Origin of the sequence: Pedobacter hiemivivus, assembly GCF_005144565.1 — a bacterium.
Lineage (GTDB): Bacteria > Bacteroidota > Bacteroidia > Sphingobacteriales > Sphingobacteriaceae > Pedobacter > Pedobacter hiemivivus.
In genome coordinates this window covers 255,266-273,693 of sequence record NZ_SWDX01000002.1, presented here as the reverse complement: position 1 = coordinate 273,693, position 18,428 = coordinate 255,266, and the positions used below count along the sequence as shown (strand labels likewise).

The window sequence follows — 18,428 nt, the reverse complement described above, 5'->3', positions numbered from 1 at the left end:
TCATTCGTTTAGTTGATTAAGTATTTATTATGACAGGAGTCGGTTAGTCTCCATGATGATTCAGTTAATCGCCTATCGGCTGATAAAAATTTTTCTTCCTTCTATTTTAAATTTAAGATCGCTGCTGTCATTGAATGTTTTAAGCACTTTGGAAACATTTGACGATTTGGACACTGTCCCCGAAAAAGTCTGAGTTTCTTCTTCAGTCCCCTGATAAACCATCTCTACATCATACCATCTGGCCACTTTACGCATGATCGATTGCAGACTTTCATTTTCAAATGAAAAAACGCCATTTTTCCAATCTACAAATGATTCGGCATTGACATTTTTGATCTGGATATCCCCTGCGGCATATCTAGCCTGCTGGTTAGGCTTAAGAATCCTGATGTTCAATTTATTCCTGACCTCCACACTTCCCTCCAGCAAAGTGGTTTGAGTGGCCCCATCCTCCGCGTAAGAACTGATGTTAAAATGTGTACCCAAAACTTTCACCTGCTGCCCATTGCTCTCCACTATAAATGGATGCATTTTGTCCTTGGATACCTCGAAATATGCTTCTCCCTCTAGTTTTATGAGACGTACTCCTTTTTGTAATAAACCCATACTATAAGTCAGACTTGAAGAAGCATTCATCCAGACTTTGGAATGATCAGGCAGAGTTAACATGTACGTTTGTCCTCTGCCTGTAGAGAGTGTATTTATTTCCTGAGACGATTTTAAGCTGTTCTTATCTGTTTGATAAATGATTCCCCCATCAGCCGTCTTAGTGATAATGATACCAGAATCCTCAGCGATCTTACCATTAATAGCTTGCTCTAAACTAATTTTATCTCCGTTACCAAGTGTAAGTGTCGCACTTGATTTCCCTGGTAGCACATCATTAACATAATCTACTTGTTCCAGTATTCCATCGTTGGACGAAAAGAAATAGATACTGGATAGAATTATAGCCACAGCTGCTACTGCTGCTGTTAACTTATACCAAAGTGGTGTGGTTGATTTCAATGGTTTATGACCATTGAGGCGGCTCATGGTTTTACTCCATATCGCAGCTTTATTTGCAGACTCATATTTGTTGATCTTATTACGGACTTCCTGCTCCAGATTAAAATCATTGAAAAGTCGGCGGTTATCCTCAGACAGTTCAAGCCAAGCATTCAGTTCTAGCTCCTGCATAGCATTCAATCCTCCTTTTAAATGCGCTTTAATTAACCTGGAGATATGAAATTCTTTTTCAAGCATAGTTTAGTCTGATTTTATACCCCACTATTTATTAATGTCAATTGATATAGATACGATTGTACCTATACGAATGCCCATTCAACCTGAAAATAAAAATCAAATTAATTTTAGCGTCGATCCAGAAAGAGCAGAAAAGCGAGAAAAAAGGTGTGAGAAACCCCTTTTTTCAGGATTGCACTTTTAAGCAGCCCGATAGCTTTCGCTTTGTGATTGCGAACAGTTTTGGGAGAAAGATCAAGCTGTTTTGCAATTTCATCTGTTTTTTTATGCCCGAAATAAATCATCTTAAAAACCTCACGGCATTTCTCCGGTAGCAGTTCAATTTCAGCCACCAGCATCTCAAGGACCTCTGTCTCGATAATATTATTTAAAATAGTCTCCTCGCCCTGCTCCAATTGTTTGAAATAGACTTCCTGGACAGTAGATTTTACTTTGAGGTGTTTAAGGTAATCAAAACAGGCATTCCGGCAAGCAATATACAAGAAAGCCTTCACGCTTTCTGCCGTTACAACCTTTCGCTCAGATTCCCAAAGTTTGACAAAGCAGGCCGAAACAATATCCTCAGCCTCAACATCATCCTGAACGAGCCTACATGCAAAATAACACAAAGACTTGTAATGCAAATCAAAGAAATATCCCAGAGCTTTCTGATCTTCCCTTTGAAGTGCCTCCATCCAATAATTTGCGTCTTTTACGGCTTTTAGCTCCATGAATCTTTAAAGGTCTGCTCCGCAAAACTAAAAATAAATATCGGCAATCATTAATCTCCCATCGATTTTGATATTTTCAGGAAAACGGGATTAAAAGTTTATTTCAGCTGGTCCGCTTTCTTCCAACAATTATTGGCTGCCGCGATAGTAGTGAATTCTATAGCTACGGTCTGGCCGATAGCGATTAGCAGTGCCGGATCCTCTGCGTATAAAGGCCTTAACCTTTCCCTGATCGCCGCATCAGGCTGAGTGGCTTTGATGATAGCTCGCCATTTTAACAGCGAGCTGTCTTCCTTCTTCAGGGGTGGCGGTAATGAGAGAACCGTTAGGAATTAATTGAATAGATTCAGACATGATTTGTAATTTTAGGTGTTTAAATTGATAATAATTATGATACCGCTACTGCATCTTTCAGCTGCGCGGAGAGATAATTTTTCCGGCGGCCATTAAAAGCAATAAACAGCAGGCCAATCAGCAGGATTAGAGATATATTCGCCACCCCAAGCAGAAATTGGCTTTTAACAGCATATAAATTTGCGAAACCATAACTGAATACAGAACTGACCATATAAGTAGCTCCGCCAGTAAGTCCACTTGCTACCCCTGCATTTCGCGAAAATCGACTCAGACAATAGCCATATATAATATTGAAAATAAATCCACCACTCATATGAATTCCAATCGTGAAACCTATTAAAGTATAAATATTAGTACCAATGGGCACGGTAAATATCATAAGTAAAACTAAACTGACCTGAAAAACCAAGGCCGTTACTATTTTTTTGACCAAAGATTTTTTAAGAAGCGATTTGGCAATGATTCCACCAGTCATAATAGACAATCCCGACAACAATGAGCTGTACCCGGTAGTCACTGATGAATAGCCAAACACACGTTCGATAATAAAAGGACTGGACAAACTGTAAATAACAACCAGTCCAAAGCAACTACCAATAATCAGCAAGCCCAGCGAAAAATCAGCCGTTTTTAACATCCCACCATAGGTCTGTAAAATCGATTTCATTTTAAAAGGTTGAAAATGTTTCAAAGATTCCCCACTATAGATCAGTTCTAAAATCAGAAACAGTAGTGACAAGCCGCCCAGGAAATAAAAATTGGAACGCCAGCCAAAGATACTTTGCAGATAGCCCCCTACAAACGGTGCCATAATGGGTGCGCAAGCCCAGATAATGGCAAATAAACTAATATAGCTCTTTAATTTTTCTCCAGAAAAGATATCCACAAAATAGGCCCGTTTGCCCACCACAATAAAGGCAATGGTAATCCCCTGAATAATTCTCATCGCATAAATCACATAGATATTGGGTACGATTGCGATGACGAAACTAGTCAGTGAAAAAACTGCAAGTGAGATTATACTGATCTTAAACCGTCCAAAACTATCCAGAATACTCCCAATAAAAATCTGGCTTATCCCTGTGCTAAACATAAATAACACCAAAGAAAGCTGGATTGCTGACGCTGAAACATGTAGATCTTTTGCCATGGCCGGCAGCGAAGGCAGATAGATGTCTGTTGCAAACCCTGATAATGGAATCAGTGACATGGCTAGTATTGTGCTAAAGCCCTGGTGATTTTCTTTTAATGTTCTCATTGTTTTTCAGTGATTAATGTATTAATAGACCAATCGGTCTTTTTATTGACAAAAAAAATTACTTTAAAAAAGATTCAAATTCCTCCCAGATTGAATCCATAACGATCCTCATTTGCTCATCATTCTCTACAACCCTCCTGCACAAAATAGCACCTTCAATCATGGCAAAAACTTTGACACTAAAATTCTTCGGATTTACAGTTGAAGATATCTCCTCATTAGCTATACCATCCGAAATGATATTTAAAATTCGCTTCTGAGAGGAATTGATTGCCTTTTTTACATAAACTTTCATATTAGGATGTGTATCATCAGCTTCCACACCGAAATTCAAGATCGGGCAGCCTCCTTCGACATCTTTATTTCCTTTGTAAGCCTCCAGTAAGTTGTGGAATTTCTCCTTTGCATTTCTACCCAAATTAACCGCTCCATCCAGACGCCGGGCAAGCGTCTCAGTCAAATAAAGAAAAGCCTCCATACAGATCTCCTCTTTATTTTCAAAGTTCCCATAAATTCCCCCCTTAGCCAATTTCGTTGCCTCCATAATGTCGCTAAGTGAGGTACCTGCCATTCCTTTTCTATTAATAATAGAAGCAGATTTTTCGATAATAAATCTTCTGGTTCGTTCTGCCTTATTCATGTTAAAATATTACAATGCAAAAATAAACCATTCGGTCTATTTCGCGAAATGTTTTATATCTTTGTATTGTAAAATTGTCTGGCGGCATAATTTAAAAGTTATGGGAAGTACCAATCCTCATCTAGCAGAACCGATTGATATCGAAAAAGACATCAAAGATTCGTTTTTGATACACTTTTTTAAGGAAAAAGCATTTGCTAATATCAGGGTTCAGCGGCTTGCTTATCACCGGATAATCCTGGTCACTTCCGGCATTGGAACCCTAAAAATAGATGAGCATATTTTTAAAATTTCTTCGGCAGAACTTTTTCTGATTGCTAAAGGTCAGGTCATTGCTTTTCAGCAAGGAGCTGAATTTACAGGATATGAACTAAGTTTTGGCGACTGTTTCTGGGAAAGGGCTCCACAAAGTGCAAACAATTGTAAAGCAGTATTGTTCAACAACGCATCTGCCAATCAATCCCTTCAATTAACAGCAAATGACTTCCAGGAGCTTAATGTTCTTTTTCAATCCTTGCTCGGTGAATACAATAAAAATGCATACATCAATAAATTGGATGCAATGGCTGCTTATCTGAAAATTATCATGATCAAAATCGCCAATGTGAATATTGCCATTTCAAACGCGTTCGAAAGTCATGAAAATAAGATCTACCGACAGTTTATCTCCTTAATAAACGAACATTATCAAACCTCACATGAGGTAACGGACTACGCCAGACTTTTAGGTATCTCTGTTCGAAAACTGACTGATGTGTCAAAAAACTCCAGCGGCAGAGGAGCTAAGGAACTGATCAACGCGCATCTGATTACAGAGGCAAAGCGATCTTTACAGTTTTCTGCCAGACCAATAAAAGAAATAGCATTTGAGCTCAACTTCAGTTCCGCAGAGCAGTTCAGTCATTTTTTCAAAAAGAACGTACAGATATCTCCCAAAGAATATCGAACCCATTTTATGATCATAGGTTCGTAGTGAATCTCAGCTATTAATCCATTCATCACAGCTATTTGCATGTGATGAACCGAATTTGACATTTCCTATTCCTCAGACAGCAGTAATTTTGGGAAAACAAAAAAATATGTCAGTTCATCAATTAAAAAAAGTTGCCGGGATAAGTATCCCTGACAGCAAAATCGCCAACCAGGCTACAGAACTTTTACTGGAACACGGAACAGAATTCATTTACAATCATTCTCTAAGGGTATTTCTGTTCTCCTCTTTAAATGGTCAAAGAAAGCAACTGAAATACGACCAGGAATTGTTGTATGTCAGTTCAGTTTTTCACGATTTGGGTTTGACAAAACACTACAGCAGTCCTGACTTACGTTTCGAAGTAGACGGCGCCAATGCTGCCCGCGATTTCCTCAAAAGCCATGGCTTACCAAAAGAATCTTTGCAATTGGTTTGGGACACCATCGCACTACATACCACTATAGGTATTGCAGAGCATAAAGAACCGGAGGTAGCCCTAATGTATTCTGGTGTAGGTCTGGATGTTATGGGAGAAGGATATGAAAACCTCAGCGAAGAAAACAGAATTGAAATCGTCACAGCCTTCCCGAGAAACGATTTCAAAAAAAATATTATCCCAACTTTTTTTAGTGGATTTGAGCATAAAACCGAGACGACCTTTGGAAACATCAAGGCGGACGTTTGCGCCTATATGATCCCAAATTTCCATCGTAAAAACTTCTGTGACTGCATCTTACACTCCCCATGGAAAGAATAGGAAATTCATAACAGATCGGCTCTGGGCCATCTGTTATGATTAAACTGGAATAGTAATACGACTTTGAATGACATTAGATTTGCATAAACAAAAGATATAATTTATGGAAAATTCATTTAAAGTACCGCAGTTACTCCTAAGAGGAGCACTAGGCATCACATTTCTAACTCCAGTATTAGACAGGTTAGGTATTCTAGGTCCTATCGGGACTGGAAATATTGAATGGGGCAATTGGGGTAACTTTATTAATTATACATCTACCTTGATGCCATATTTAAGTAGACCGATGGTAGATGTAATGGGAGGAATAGCTACTTTCTCAGAATTCACCATTGCAGTGCTTTTGATTATTGGCTTTAAAACAAAATATGCTGCAATTGGAAGCTCCCTGCTCACCTTAACATTCATTTTATTTATGGCGACATCTGTCGGAATACAAAAACCAATAAATTTTGGCGTATTTACAGCCTCTGCTGCTAGTCTTTTGTTATCATACATTCCAATTTACAAATGGAGTATTGATAACCTACTTCATAAAAGTAACTAAAATTAAGCATGTTAAAACTTATAGGAGTTGTCTACGATAAATTATCCTAAAGCAATGAAAAAGATTTTAGTAATTAATGCAAGTGCCAATACAAAAAACTCAGTTAGTAGAAGCCTTAGCGATACATTCATTGAATATTGGAAAATGACAGGTTTTGCCCACCAAATTCAATATCGCGACTTCAGCGAGAGTGAGATTTCCCATATCGACCAAATGTGGATTGATGCGAACCTCAAATCCCCCGAAAATCGAAGTGAAAATGAAAGGGAGATGCTTAAATGGAGCGATATTTATATAAAGGAATTGCATGATGCAGACATTATCGTACTTGCATCCCCGATGTATAACTGGTCGATCCCAAGTACGCTTAAAGCATATATAGACAATATCATGCGGTTTAATGAAACATTCACCAAAAATCTGCAGAGAGGTGATCAACCTTATAGAGGTTTGCTCGAGAATAAAAGCTTAATACTCTTACTTTCCAGAGGTAGCCAAGGTTATGAAAAAGGAGAAAGAAATGCACACATGAATTTTCAAAGCAGCTATCTAAAAATGGTTTTTGGCATCATGGGAATCCATGATGTCGATGAATTAGCTATAAATGGGACCTCTAGAGAAAGTAGCGATTTAACCGAAGAAATATTGAACGTTCGTGAACAACTTAGAACGTTAATTAATCAGAAACTCAGTTTGTCATGAATGGTAAATTGAAAGGGAGTATACTGATATTTTTGGGTGCTTCCTGCTATGGAATGTTAGGGATTTATGTAAAAAAGGCTTATTTAGAAGGTTACAATACAGCAGAAGTGACTTTATCTCAATTTGGAATAGGGTTCATTACGCTCTTCATTGTGAATGTTTTCCGAAATATTAAGAGGCCCCAGGTAGCTGAGACCAAGCTTCCATTCACAAGTAAATTGAAATTAATGGTTGCAGGAACATCCCTTGGCTTAACCAGTATATTTTACTATTTGGCGGTTATACATATACCGGTAAGTTTCGCCATTGTTCTGCTGATGCAGACTGTGTGGATGGGTATTATACTCGAGATGTTAATCACCAAAAAGATTCCTGATCTTAACAAGATTGTAGCTGCCATCATGGTAATCATTGGCTCAGTTATAGCCACAAATTTACTGGGACAATCCGTTGATCTAAATTGGAAAGGCGTCCTCTGGGGTATGATGGCAGCTTTGTGTTATACGGCTACGATGTACTCCACTAAAAATATCAAGCCGCAATATTCTCCCTACCAAAGAAGTCTTTATATGATATTAGGAGGACTTGTAATTATATGTATCGTCTACCATTCGTCGCTAAACAGCGATTTTAACTACCATATATTTTATAGTTGGGGATTGTTAATCTCCTTATTTGGAACGGTACTACCTCCCTTATTGTTTACCGCTGGCATGCCATTAACAGGCATAGGGCTTGGTGCTATCCTTTCCTCTGTCGAAATTCCGGTTGCTGTTTTGGCTGCCAGTCTCCTATTAAAGGAGAACGTTAGCCCTTTGCAATGGTTTGGCGTCATTTTAATCCTGATTGCTGTTGGTGTGATGAATTTAAAAAACAAATCTGGGCCAGATCATCTTTCAAAACTGGAATGTAATTGACAACTAATAACTTTTTAAGTTTACACTATTAAGAATAGTAATCAATTTTAATTAATAAAAACTAAGATGAAGACAACTGAAATAAATATACAAACACAAGAAATTCTCAACGAGTTTTATAAAAATGTTTCTGAGAAAAATGCCAATTCAATTATTTCACTACTATCAGAAGATATCGACTGGTACATCGTTAAATCAGCACGCCTTCCCTGGACAGGAAAACAAACTGAAAAATCAGCTATTCATAAAGCATTGCAACTACTTTTTGATGCTCACGTTGACGGCGATGATGAACTAACACCTGATCATATCTTTATCGATGGTTATGAAGCTGCCGTTTTTGGTACTATGTCGAGAAAAGTAAAGATGACTGGTAAAAGATTTACTACCACTTTTTGTCAAAGATTCACAATTAAAGAGGGAAAAATCACAAAATTCTTAATGCTTGAGGATACACCTGAAATTGAAAAAGCATTTTAAATCATTCAAATAGATTAGCATCTAATTACACATATAATTAAAGATAAAAATGGAAACACGTATTAAAATTGACCAAGTAGAACCAGCAGGTTACAAAGCGATCTTGGGCTTAGAAAAATTCATCGAAAGTACACCATTAACCAGGACCCACAAAGATTTGATAAAAATTAGGGCATCACAAATAAATGGATGTGCATTTTGTATAGATATGCATACCAGAGACGCACGTAAGGCGGGTGAAACAGAACAGCGCATATATGCGCTCAATGCATGGCGTGATACGCCATTTTTTACCAAAGACGAGCGCGCCATCCTGGCTTTAACGGAGGAAGTGACGCTGATCAGTAATCACGTTGGGGACCAAACCTATACTGAGGCCTTAGAAGCATTGGGAGAAAGCTATTTGGCCCAAGTTATCCTAGCTATTATAACTATCAATGCATGGAATAGAATAGGAATAGCGACTCAGCTAATACCTGGTTAGGCTTATAACTTAAGAATATTATATATTTTTTCAGATGAAGACTGCTCCAATAATAGGAGCAGTTTCTATTTATCCTTCTTACCATGCCAAATAATAGCGCATTAGCGATATGTTTTTCTTATCCCAAAAAATTTCGTGCAAAGATTATCATTGGAATCTTCATGTTAGGGCTACCTATGTTAGCACAGGCACAATTGGAACTCTACGGTAAGTTTAATAAGGACGGATCAGTTGAGCCTGTCATAAATTACGCAGGAAGCAAAAAAATAAGTAATCATTTTGCCGTAGTATTTTTTGGACTTATTCGCGAAAAGTGGAGCCAGGCTTTAATAGGATTATCCTATTCACCAATTAAATCATTAAGTTTCTCGGGCTATGCAGGTATTGAGCATGGACAAAGTTCTCCTAGATATTCAGCAAGTGTATGGTGGAAACAGGGAAAAACATCCTTCCTGATACTTGGTGAACGGGGAAATGGTAATAATAACTACTTATATAAAGTCAATATGTTCCATCAATTTTCAGAAAAAATCAGTTTGGGTATTATGGATTGGCGTTATCACGGACTTGGTCCTAACCTTAGGTACACGATCCCTAAGCTTCAGTCAACGATATGGATCATGCCGGCCTATGACCACGAGCAAAAAGTATTTAGGACTATGCTCGGTTATAGTTTCCAAATGTAATTCTGGAAACTATATTCACGAAATATACGAAATTAGAATAATAGCTATTTAAATTACACCCAAAGTTATTTATTAGGAGAATATAATGAGGATGTATTCATTTTCATAAATACATTAGGCTCCAGAATTAGTGAATTGAGAAAGAAAGAAAGTAAGCGATCTAGAGTTGAAAAAGTAATCAAAAAAGTAAACAAGATGTTTCCTGGTTCAGATTATTCTTAAATTTGAAAGCATGGAAAATAATCACATCAATTACATTGAATTCCAGGCACACGATCTGGCCGCAATAAAGCAGTTCTACCAAATCTCGTTTAACTGGAATTTTACCGACTATGGTCCCGAATACATCGCTTTTTCCGAAAGTGGGCTTGACGGAGGATTCTTCAAAAGTGATGCTATTGTTAAAAACGGCGCACTAGTTATTCTTTACCACGATAATCTTTCTCAAATACAAGATAAAGTTATAGAAGCAGGGGGAAAAATCTCTAAAGATATTTTCAGCTTTCCAGGGGGAAGAAGATTTCATTTCCTCGACCCCGCAGGAAATGAATTGGCAGTCTGGTCAAATGTATAAGTATTGAACCTAAATGTTATATTTATGGTTTATATGCTCTAATGAAATTTACAACAAACTCTCCGTTCCGCTTTCTCATATTCATTGCTTTAACACTTTATGTACAGGCTAGCCATGCCCAGGTAAAATTAAACGGCTCTTATGTTGCTACGAAGGTCAATTACTTAAGTGGAGATGAGCTTCCCGAGGATAATATTCTTAAGTATACCTACCTCAAATATACTTTCAGTAATCAAGATCAAATTGGCATTTCAGGCGTCTATTACGAAAAGGGAACCCCTTACCTATTTGCAATTAGTGGAAACCGCTTAATTATTAAAAGTGAAGTAGGATCAGTTATGAATACACTGAAGATTATGGAGAATAATGCAGACAAACTGGTGCTCATTAGTAGCTCTGCAAGTGGATCATTAGAGGATCCATGGGCAATCAAATACACGCTTTATAAGGAACAATTCATCCAAAACAATACGCTACTCAGTCCAAATGACATTTTCAGCATCAAAGGAACAGATACCGTTTATAAATCCGGACAAAAAATCTACGCTCAATTTAAGGGATCGTCTTTTCAATCCTATATGTACGAACTGATCCGTAAAAAAAAGATGGATGTCAAGAGTGGAGAACTCCTATCTACTTTTATCATTGATCCAGATGGCCATCCTGACAGTCTTAGAATTATCCAAGGAATCAATCCAAAATATGACGCCGAATATATCAAAGCCTTTAATTCAGCCAGGAACATGTGGCAGCCAGCTCAGCACAATGGCAAAACTGTTACGGTACTGATGAACCAATCATTAAAATATCTCACTTCTGAACAGACGTTACCATCATATTTCGATTCTCAAAAGGCCAACACTGCCTATAATAATAAAGACTACGAACTTGCATTATATCATTACGACCGAGCACTAGAAGTAAGGCCTGATGAGGTAGAAAATCTATACCATCGAGGAATCTGCAAACAAATATTAGGAAACTTGAAGGGGGCATGTGCAGACTGGACTAAAATACAACTCATGGGTAATAAAACGGCAAATGAACTTTTACTTAAATACTGCAAATAATTGTTTTTGTGAATCCTAAGTAACTGCAGGATCACAATTATTTCATGATAAAAAGGTGAATATTTTATAAAACATTTTGCAGTGCTGAATGTTGACACCAACGAATGACAAAAGTAACGCCAAACGCTACATGACCCGTTCTAAAAGATTTTTATTATGCCAGTTCATAGCAAATCATCTTTTGATTATCTCGCGCATCTAAAAGAAGCCGGGGAAATGGGCAATCTAATATATTCGGCCAATTGGTCTAACACTAGTTTAGGTAATGCCGATACCTGGCCGCAAAATTTACTAACGGCATTGGACATTATTCTAAGATCAAAATTTCCAATGTTTCTATGGTGGGGTCCTCAGCTTATTCAATTTTATAATGACACTTATAAAACAACCCTCGAAAAATTAAACAAACACCCTAAAGCATTAGGGGCGAGAGCCCAGGACTGCTGGCCGGAAGTCTGGCTCGCAATAGAACCCAGTATCGAGATGGCTATGGCCGGTAATAAAATGTTGGAGCAGGAAGACCAATTGATCCCAAAACAACAGGACGGACATCCTGCCAATAGTTTCTGGGTTTTTAATTGCAGCCAACTCTATGATCTCGAGGGAAAGGTTTGTGGGCTATTGGTTACCTTTTACGAATCTAATAGCCAAAAAAAATCTGAACATCAGATTTACGATACATTAAGACAACTTGCAGAACGAGAAGCCAGATTTCGATCGCTACTTGCAGATGCACCTGTGGCCATTGCTGTATTTAAAGGAAGAGAGCTAATTATTGAAACGGTAAACGAGAAAATGCTTGAAGTTTGGGGTAAACATGCTACGATTATAGGTAAACCACTTAAGGTAGCCATACCTGAGTTAGAAGGCCAAGGTTTTCTCGAGATCATGGATGAAGTTTACACCAGCGGAACTCCATACTATGGAAATGAAGTGAAAGTTTTTCTGATACACAGTCATAAAACAGAGGAAGTCTACTCAAACCTTGTCTATCAGCCCTTGAAAAATTCAAAAGGTAAAACTGACAGAATAATGCTGGTAGCCAATCTAATAACGGAACAAGTGAAGGCAAAGTTACGAGTCGAAAAAAGTGAAAAGCGATTTCGGGCTTTGATCAATGCACTTCCTCAAATGGCAATGACCAGTACAATCAAGGGAAAAATGACTTATTTTAACAAACGTTGGTATGATTATACAGGTCTTAATCCCACTGAAGCATACGGCAGCAAATGGCTCAAAGTGATTCATTCAGATGACCTACATGAAACACTTCGCAAATATAATTTGATTAGATCAGGTCATGAAGGAGGAGAATTTGAAAACAGATATCGCAGCGCTGAAGGGACCTACCGTTGGCATTTAAACCGAATGCAACCAGTTCAAGAAGATGGGATCGTTGGCCTTTGGATTGTAACGGCCACCGATATTCATGACCTAAAACAACTTCAGCAACAAAAGGACGATTTTGTTAGTATTGCTGGTCATGAACTAAAAACACCAATCACCAGCTTATCTGCTTTTATGCAATTAATTACCAGACTCCAGAAACATCCAGAAACAGATTTCTTGCCCACTCTAATTGAAAAGGCTTCTAGAAGTTTGGATAAAATCAACATTCTTGTCGATGACCTGCTAATTGCAAGTAAGTTAAATCAGGGGGAACTTTATATAAAAAAAAACTGGTTTACCATCTCTGAACTGATAGAAGACTGTTGCAATCACCTCAAAATTGAAGGCATATATAGTATTAAAGCCACAGGAGACCTGAATTTGAAGGTATATGCAGATCCTCATAGAATCGATCAGGTGATCATAAACTTTGTAAATAATGCCAGAAACTATGCCCCAGAGTCTAAAGAGATTATTGTTGATATTCAAAAAATAAAAAACAAAGCAAAGGTTTCTGTAATAGACCAGGGCCCAGGAATACCAAGAGACCAGATCCCCCATTTGTTTAACCGTTATTACAGAGGCGATAAAAGTCGGAGCCAATATTCAGGTTTAGGCCTTGGCTTATATATATCGTCAGAAATTATTAAAAAACATGATGGGGAAATTGGAGCAGAAAGCGAGCTTGGAAATGGTAGTAGTTTTTGGTTTACACTCCCGATTGATTAAAAAGTTCATACCAATAATGTGGGACGAGATCATAATCAAATAACCCTTTTTCTATAAAACCACATTTTTTTAGAACTTTTCGGGATTGCAAATTACCTCTATCAGCCATAGCATAAATTACTGGAAGCTTAAGTTTATTAAAACCATATTCTACTGTTGCTTTTGAAGATTCAGTGGCATAACCTTTTCCCCAAGCCGTTTTTAGAAATCTATATCCTAAGTCATGATAGTTCTTATGCCCATTAGTTAAATCAGTAATTAATTTAAAACCGCCCCATCCAACAAAACTATTGGTTTCTTTTTCAATTATTGCTAAACGGCCCACTCCATAGTCAATGTACTGTTGTCTAATGAATTTTATAGCATTTAGAGCTTGTTGGGCACTTTCAATTGGATTCCCCCCTAAATACTGATGCACTTCAGGGTCAGAATCCAAACTAAAAACACCTCTAATATCAGTTTCTAATAATTCTCTAAAATAAAGCCTCTCAGTTTCAATAATCATCTTATATATATAACCATATTCATCTCTTATTTTCTTAAATCAGATTCTGTATGCATGGCACAAACCCAATTTTTATTTACCTTAACCCAGGTCGATGTACATGCGCATTTTCCTGAAGATTTCCGACCTTCCATGCTATATTCTAATTCTACAAGGTAGGCTAAAACCGCAGTATCTTCAGCTATGATTTCGCTTTCCGCATCAGAAATATCCACTACTTTCAACTGGTTTCCGGCTCCCGAATCAAACATTTTTTTGAAAGAAGGTTCATCCACACTTCTTATCCCATCCTTACCAGCCACGATGCAGGGGAAACGGGTAAGACTTCTTACAGTATCAAAATCACGGGTTTCCATTGCTTTCCAATACTTTTTTTCAAGTTCAAGAATTTTATTTTCCATAATATAGGGTTTTGACTAGATATAACAAAAGCAAGTGGTATTGGTTTTTAATGACAGGTTAATTCTATCTTTATTTGTATAACCCTAATCTTAATTTATTTTTGCATCCCCTAATTGTTGTTTTTACCCGCTTAAAGATTGACTTAATATATAGAATCTTAATTAAATCACCTTTCGCTCAAAACAAACTGGGACAAAAATGCGCTCGAATATCGTTATTCACTTGGATCCGATTAAATCTGAAATCCTTTCTGATTTAACAGCTAAGTCTGACAAACCGCTTTTAAATACCAACTTAAAAAAATATCATTTGAATGAGGGAACTTTGGTTGTTCGATCCAACTCCTTCTACTTCGCAAATGTAGAAATGTTTGAAGGTTCACTCTCTAAAAAAGTTTTGATCGATATCTCAGTAACCTCCCCCTCGTTCTATATGCTCGTAAATATTAATAAGTCAACCTGTTATTTAACTTACCATCCTCCAGGAAAATATCGGAAAATTGCTCATGAAGGTATGAATACAATAATATTAATCAATTTTAAGCCAGACTGGTTCATGTATCGATGCAGAAAAATGCCGGAGTTTGAAATTATACTTTCATCTTATTATAATCGAACAAATAAGAAAATCAACCTAACACAGGTTAGCATACCCCGCCGTTTAATTAAATTGCTAAATAGTTCAATATTCAATGGTGTTGACGACGATGGTTACTATCTTATTGATGAATGTATTGATAAATACTACAGCAATATTAAGAGAAAAGTATTAACAACCATTTATCAACAGGATTCTGCCTCCAGGATCAAAGCGTACATTTTAGCAAATTTTACAACTTCTAAAGTTGATAGCGCAAGTAAACTAGCTCAAAATTTGATGCTCTCCATCAGAACAATGGATCGTTTATCTAAAATGGCCTTTGGTTTACCTGTTCATGAACAAGTTATAAAACTTCGAATTGAATACGCTGTAGAATTACTGCTAACAACTGATAAACCAATTAAAGACATTGCTATTTTATGTGGATACAAAGAGCCTCATTATTTTAGTAGGGCTTTTAAAAGCTATGTCGGTGAAATTCCAAAAAAGCTCAGAAGTACCCATCCCTCAAAAGACTATTTATCAGGAAAAAACTCGCATTATAAGCCGTAAACGATTATTTTATTCCCAACAATCTTAAAGTTTACTTTAACTGCTAAAGACAAGCCCTTAAGGACCGTAGATAATGACTGGTTCTTAAATATTTCCCCACCCAATAAAATATGCTTACTGCGTTCCGTTTTATAAACGACTTTAATATTATGCCATCCAGAAATTACATCCATAATCTTTTCCAAAGATGTGTTTCTGAATACAAACTCATCATCTTTCCAGGCAACTATTTCTTCAGCGACAACAGTCTCAATATAGAATTTTGAATCTATCAAATTTGCTTGTTGATTTGGTTTGAGCATGATCGGCTGCCCAGCTGAAACACTTTCAAATGGGTCTGCAACTACTTGATCTACAGATAACCATAATTTATTCACCAAAGAACTAAGCCTCAATTCCCCTTCCAATAAAGTAGTTTTCACGTGATTAGCATTTGAGTATGCACTTACATTAAACTTTGTTCCAAATGTCTCTATTTTCTGATTATTTGTTAAGACTACAAATGGCACGTTCTTCATTTCTGTTGAAGAAGCTATTTTAATTGGGACGTCAAAATATGCTTCTCCGGTCAGTTGAATTATTCGCTTGTCAGATTGATTATAATCTGAAGGAATCTTTAGGCTTGAATTTGCTCTTAACCAGACTTTAGTGCTGTCTGGTAACGCTACACGGTACATCCTTTTAGCCGGAGACATAATTACCGCAAACGCCTGCTTCTCCAGCAAAATTTCTGAAAAGGGCTTATCAAAAAAGAATTGTTTTGTTTTGTTTCTATTTATAATCGAGCCATCGTTATATTTAAACTGACTGCCATCGAGAATAACTCCTGATTTTTCATCATTAAGAACTACCTTTTCGCCACTAGACAGGGTGATAGAAGCAAATTCATGTTCAGAACTACGCTCATTTTCGACCGGAATAAATTTAGCCGAGCGTTTAAAAAATAACATTCCAAGGGTTATAATTATCGCAATAACCAATGCTGCTTTGAAATACGAACTCTTCAATTTGAGAGATGATTTAGACGTTTCTTTTACTTCTTGCTTAGGCTTCATTTTCCCTTGCCGATAGAGCGCTTGTGAATTCAAACTTGGCAATTCGATTCAAAAATATATAAATTCTTTTAAATTGAAGACCCTACATTTTTCGGTTAAAATTTGAAGATCAACAGATTATGTGTAAAAAGTGACTTTCTGGACTTGAAATGAACATAAAGCCGCTAAGATTTCACCTGTATTCTTTTTATTCATAATAATAGTTGATCTACTCCGCACCAAATGCCATGGCATTACTTATTCTGTGATCCCGGCTTAAATATAAAGAAACTAACCAATGCCAGGAAAACGACCCCAATTCCACTGAACAAAGTCAGCAATTGAAAACCACCAGCCAATGCATCATGTGTTACCTCACCACTTGGGTCTAAAGTTATAATCCCAGGGATTTTTTCCAGAAGGCCCGCAAAATTACCTGCTGCGATTTTTTCGGCCGCTGAATGGAGCTGAAGGTTATCAAAAGTTCCTGCAAATGCAACCTTTAAATGCATAAACACACCTTTACTTAACAAAAACCCCATCAAAGCGATATTGATTGCCAGGGTGATCAGTCTTGCACTCATGTCTATCCCCGAAGCCATACCTGCACGGTCAGGACTCACAGCGCCTGTAGTGGTATTCGTAACAGTAGTATTAGAGAGCCCCAATCCGATGCCAGACAACAGCATGCCGGGCATCATAGTCCAAGTTCCGAAATGTGCAGCATAAATGCCAAACCACATCAATATAAATCCCAATCCGATGATAAAAAGCCCCAATGGGATAACGATACCAGGACGATATCTCAGCAATAATCGCTCGGCCAGTGGTGGAACCACTAATGTGGGCAGCGTATAAGCCAACAACACCGTACCAGCCAAAAGGCTGCTGTATCCCAAAACGCCCTGAAAATAGATAGGAAGGTAGATCATGAAAGGCCAAAAACAAAAGTTCATGCCTATAGAGCCGATGATAGCACCGGAAAAGTCCCGTATCCTGAATACAGTAAAATCAAACATGGGTTGGACGCTTGTCTTTTCTGCATATAAAAAGATTAGAAAACTCCCTGTAGATACTCCCAGAATCAGCAGGGAGTATACGCTTGTAAACCCCATTGCGGGTCCTTGGGTAATGTAATAGATTAGCCCGAAAACAGCTATGGAAAGGCTAACCATACCTAAGGTATCCAGCCGCTGTATTTGAGCTGACCTTGATTCCCGCACTCCCGCCCATGCAAGTCCTAACGTAAGCAAGCTGAGCGGAACATGTACCAGGAAAACCCATTTCCAGCTTAAAAATGTAAGGATCAGACCGCCAATTAGCGGCCCAAACCCCAATCCTATTCCAAAAACAATACCCCAGGCAGCAAATGCCCGGCTGCGTTCGCGCCCGTCCTGGAACTGATGAGAAAGAATAGCAACCTGGCAGATCAGCATAATCCCCCCGCCAAGCCCCTGCAAAAAGCGTCCGGCGATGAGTAGTGTCATTGATGTAGCCAGCCCACAAAGCAAGGAGGTTATACCAAAAAGCACAAGCCCGGCCATGAAAACAAGTTTGCAGCCATAGCGATCGGCAAGCGTGCCAGAAGCCATCAGTACTGTAGTGCAGGCAATGGTATAGGCATTCATAATCCATTGTACATCACTGAAATTGCCCCTTAATAATTTTTCGAGTGTAGGCAGCAATACCGGGACACTTGAAATTTCCAATCCAAACATCAGTGAGGAAAGGCAAACGGCGGCCAGGGTCAGTGTATTCTTTTTATCTTTAAACATAGTTTTTATTCTTGAGGTCATTTTTAACAAAAGTAAACCGAT

Annotated in this window: 20 protein-coding genes and 1 pseudogene; 12 read left to right on the top strand and 9 right to left on the bottom strand. The window is 37.8% G+C overall.

What is annotated here, in order from left to right; genetic code table 11:
- Positions 1-72 precede the first annotated feature (72 nt).
- The 5 genes and pseudogenes from FBD94_RS04880 to FBD94_RS04860 form a co-directional block, all read right to left on the bottom strand.
- Positions 73-1,245 (bottom strand): FecR family protein, encoded by a 1,173-nt coding sequence (locus FBD94_RS04880; RefSeq protein WP_136879328.1) that lies wholly within the window; start codon positions 1,243-1,245, stop codon positions 73-75.
- 107 nt (positions 1,246-1,352) lie between these two features.
- The gene (locus FBD94_RS04875) at positions 1,353-1,955 is read right to left on the bottom strand and encodes an RNA polymerase sigma-70 factor (protein ID WP_131606705.1); all 603 of its coding nucleotides are present in this window, start codon (positions 1,953-1,955) and stop codon (positions 1,353-1,355) included.
- Positions 1,956-2,053: 98 nt separating this feature from the next.
- Positions 2,054-2,309: pseudogene (locus tag FBD94_RS26565) on the bottom strand (hexameric tyrosine-coordinated heme protein).
- A gap of 34 nt (positions 2,310-2,343) precedes the next feature.
- Positions 2,344-3,570: an MFS transporter gene (locus tag FBD94_RS04865; protein WP_131606709.1), complete on the bottom strand. Its 1,227-nt coding sequence runs from the start codon at positions 3,568-3,570 to the stop codon at positions 2,344-2,346.
- Positions 3,571-3,628: 58 nt separating this feature from the next.
- The gene (locus tag FBD94_RS04860; protein WP_131606711.1) at positions 3,629-4,210 is read right to left on the bottom strand and encodes a TetR/AcrR family transcriptional regulator; all 582 of its coding nucleotides are present in this window, start codon (positions 4,208-4,210) and stop codon (positions 3,629-3,631) included.
- 100 nt (positions 4,211-4,310) lie between these two features.
- Between FBD94_RS04860 and FBD94_RS04855 the strand changes: the two genes are divergently transcribed.
- The 11 genes from FBD94_RS04855 (at position 4,311) to FBD94_RS04805 (ending at position 13,518) form a co-directional block, all read left to right on the top strand.
- Positions 4,311-5,183, top strand: coding sequence for an AraC family transcriptional regulator (locus tag FBD94_RS04855; RefSeq protein ID WP_169472217.1), 873 nt, complete (start codon positions 4,311-4,313; stop codon positions 5,181-5,183).
- 106 nt (positions 5,184-5,289) lie between these two features.
- Positions 5,290-5,940, top strand: coding sequence for an HD domain-containing protein (locus FBD94_RS04850; RefSeq protein ID WP_131606715.1), 651 nt, complete (start codon positions 5,290-5,292; stop codon positions 5,938-5,940).
- 103 nt (positions 5,941-6,043) lie between these two features.
- Positions 6,044-6,487 carry a DoxX family membrane protein gene (locus tag FBD94_RS04845; RefSeq protein ID WP_136879326.1) on the top strand — a complete coding sequence of 148 codons (444 nt, stop codon included), beginning with the start codon at positions 6,044-6,046 and terminating at the stop codon, positions 6,485-6,487.
- 54 nt (positions 6,488-6,541) lie between these two features.
- Complete coding sequence (locus tag FBD94_RS04840; RefSeq protein WP_136879325.1) at positions 6,542-7,189, top strand: FMN-dependent NADH-azoreductase; 648 nt, start codon at positions 6,542-6,544, stop codon at positions 7,187-7,189.
- Positions 7,186-8,106: a DMT family transporter gene (locus FBD94_RS04835; protein WP_136879324.1), complete on the top strand. Its 921-nt coding sequence runs from the start codon at positions 7,186-7,188 to the stop codon at positions 8,104-8,106. The genes FBD94_RS04840 and FBD94_RS04835 overlap by 4 nt, the downstream gene beginning before the upstream one ends.
- Before the next feature lie 66 nt (positions 8,107-8,172).
- The gene (locus tag FBD94_RS04830) at positions 8,173-8,586 is read left to right on the top strand and encodes a nuclear transport factor 2 family protein (protein WP_131606723.1); all 414 of its coding nucleotides are present in this window, start codon (positions 8,173-8,175) and stop codon (positions 8,584-8,586) included.
- A gap of 49 nt (positions 8,587-8,635) precedes the next feature.
- Positions 8,636-9,070, top strand: a complete 435-nt coding sequence (locus FBD94_RS04825) for a carboxymuconolactone decarboxylase family protein (protein ID WP_131606725.1) — start codon at positions 8,636-8,638, stop codon at positions 9,068-9,070.
- Positions 9,071-9,153: 83 nt separating this feature from the next.
- Positions 9,154-9,756 carry a hypothetical protein gene (locus FBD94_RS04820; protein WP_131606727.1) on the top strand — a complete coding sequence of 201 codons (603 nt, stop codon included), beginning with the start codon at positions 9,154-9,156 and terminating at the stop codon, positions 9,754-9,756.
- A gap of 232 nt (positions 9,757-9,988) precedes the next feature.
- The gene (locus FBD94_RS04815; RefSeq protein ID WP_136879323.1) at positions 9,989-10,330 is read left to right on the top strand and encodes a VOC family protein; all 342 of its coding nucleotides are present in this window, start codon (positions 9,989-9,991) and stop codon (positions 10,328-10,330) included.
- Between the two features lie 41 nt (positions 10,331-10,371).
- Positions 10,372-11,400 carry a hypothetical protein gene (locus FBD94_RS04810; protein WP_136879322.1) on the top strand — a complete coding sequence of 343 codons (1,029 nt, stop codon included), beginning with the start codon at positions 10,372-10,374 and terminating at the stop codon, positions 11,398-11,400.
- A 156-nt stretch (positions 11,401-11,556) separates the two neighbouring features.
- A complete protein-coding gene (locus FBD94_RS04805; RefSeq protein WP_136879321.1) occupies positions 11,557-13,518 on the top strand; it encodes a PAS domain-containing sensor histidine kinase in 1,962 nt (653 codons plus the stop codon).
- Here FBD94_RS04805 and FBD94_RS04800 read toward each other — a convergent pair.
- The gene (locus FBD94_RS04800) at positions 13,499-14,023 is read right to left on the bottom strand and encodes a GNAT family N-acetyltransferase (protein ID WP_131606733.1); all 525 of its coding nucleotides are present in this window, start codon (positions 14,021-14,023) and stop codon (positions 13,499-13,501) included. The genes FBD94_RS04805 and FBD94_RS04800 overlap by 20 nt on opposite strands.
- 26 nt (positions 14,024-14,049) lie before the next feature.
- Positions 14,050-14,424 (bottom strand): nuclear transport factor 2 family protein, encoded by a 375-nt coding sequence (locus FBD94_RS04795; protein ID WP_131606735.1) that lies wholly within the window; start codon positions 14,422-14,424, stop codon positions 14,050-14,052.
- A gap of 199 nt (positions 14,425-14,623) precedes the next feature.
- Between FBD94_RS04795 and FBD94_RS04790 the strand changes: the two genes are divergently transcribed.
- Positions 14,624-15,577, top strand: coding sequence for a helix-turn-helix domain-containing protein (locus FBD94_RS04790; protein WP_131606736.1), 954 nt, complete (start codon positions 14,624-14,626; stop codon positions 15,575-15,577).
- On the opposite strand, the gene FBD94_RS04785 is transcribed toward FBD94_RS04790, so the two are convergent.
- Entirely contained in the window at positions 15,565-16,665 is a 1,101-nt protein-coding gene (locus FBD94_RS04785; protein WP_131606738.1) for a FecR family protein, read from the bottom strand. The two genes, FBD94_RS04790 and FBD94_RS04785, sit on opposite strands and share 13 nt — an antisense overlap.
- Before the next feature lie 200 nt (positions 16,666-16,865).
- On the bottom strand, positions 16,866-18,407 hold the full coding sequence (locus tag FBD94_RS04780; RefSeq protein WP_235884372.1) for an MFS transporter: 1,542 nt from the start codon (positions 18,405-18,407) through the stop codon (positions 16,866-16,868).
- Positions 18,408-18,428: the final 21 nt, after the last annotated feature.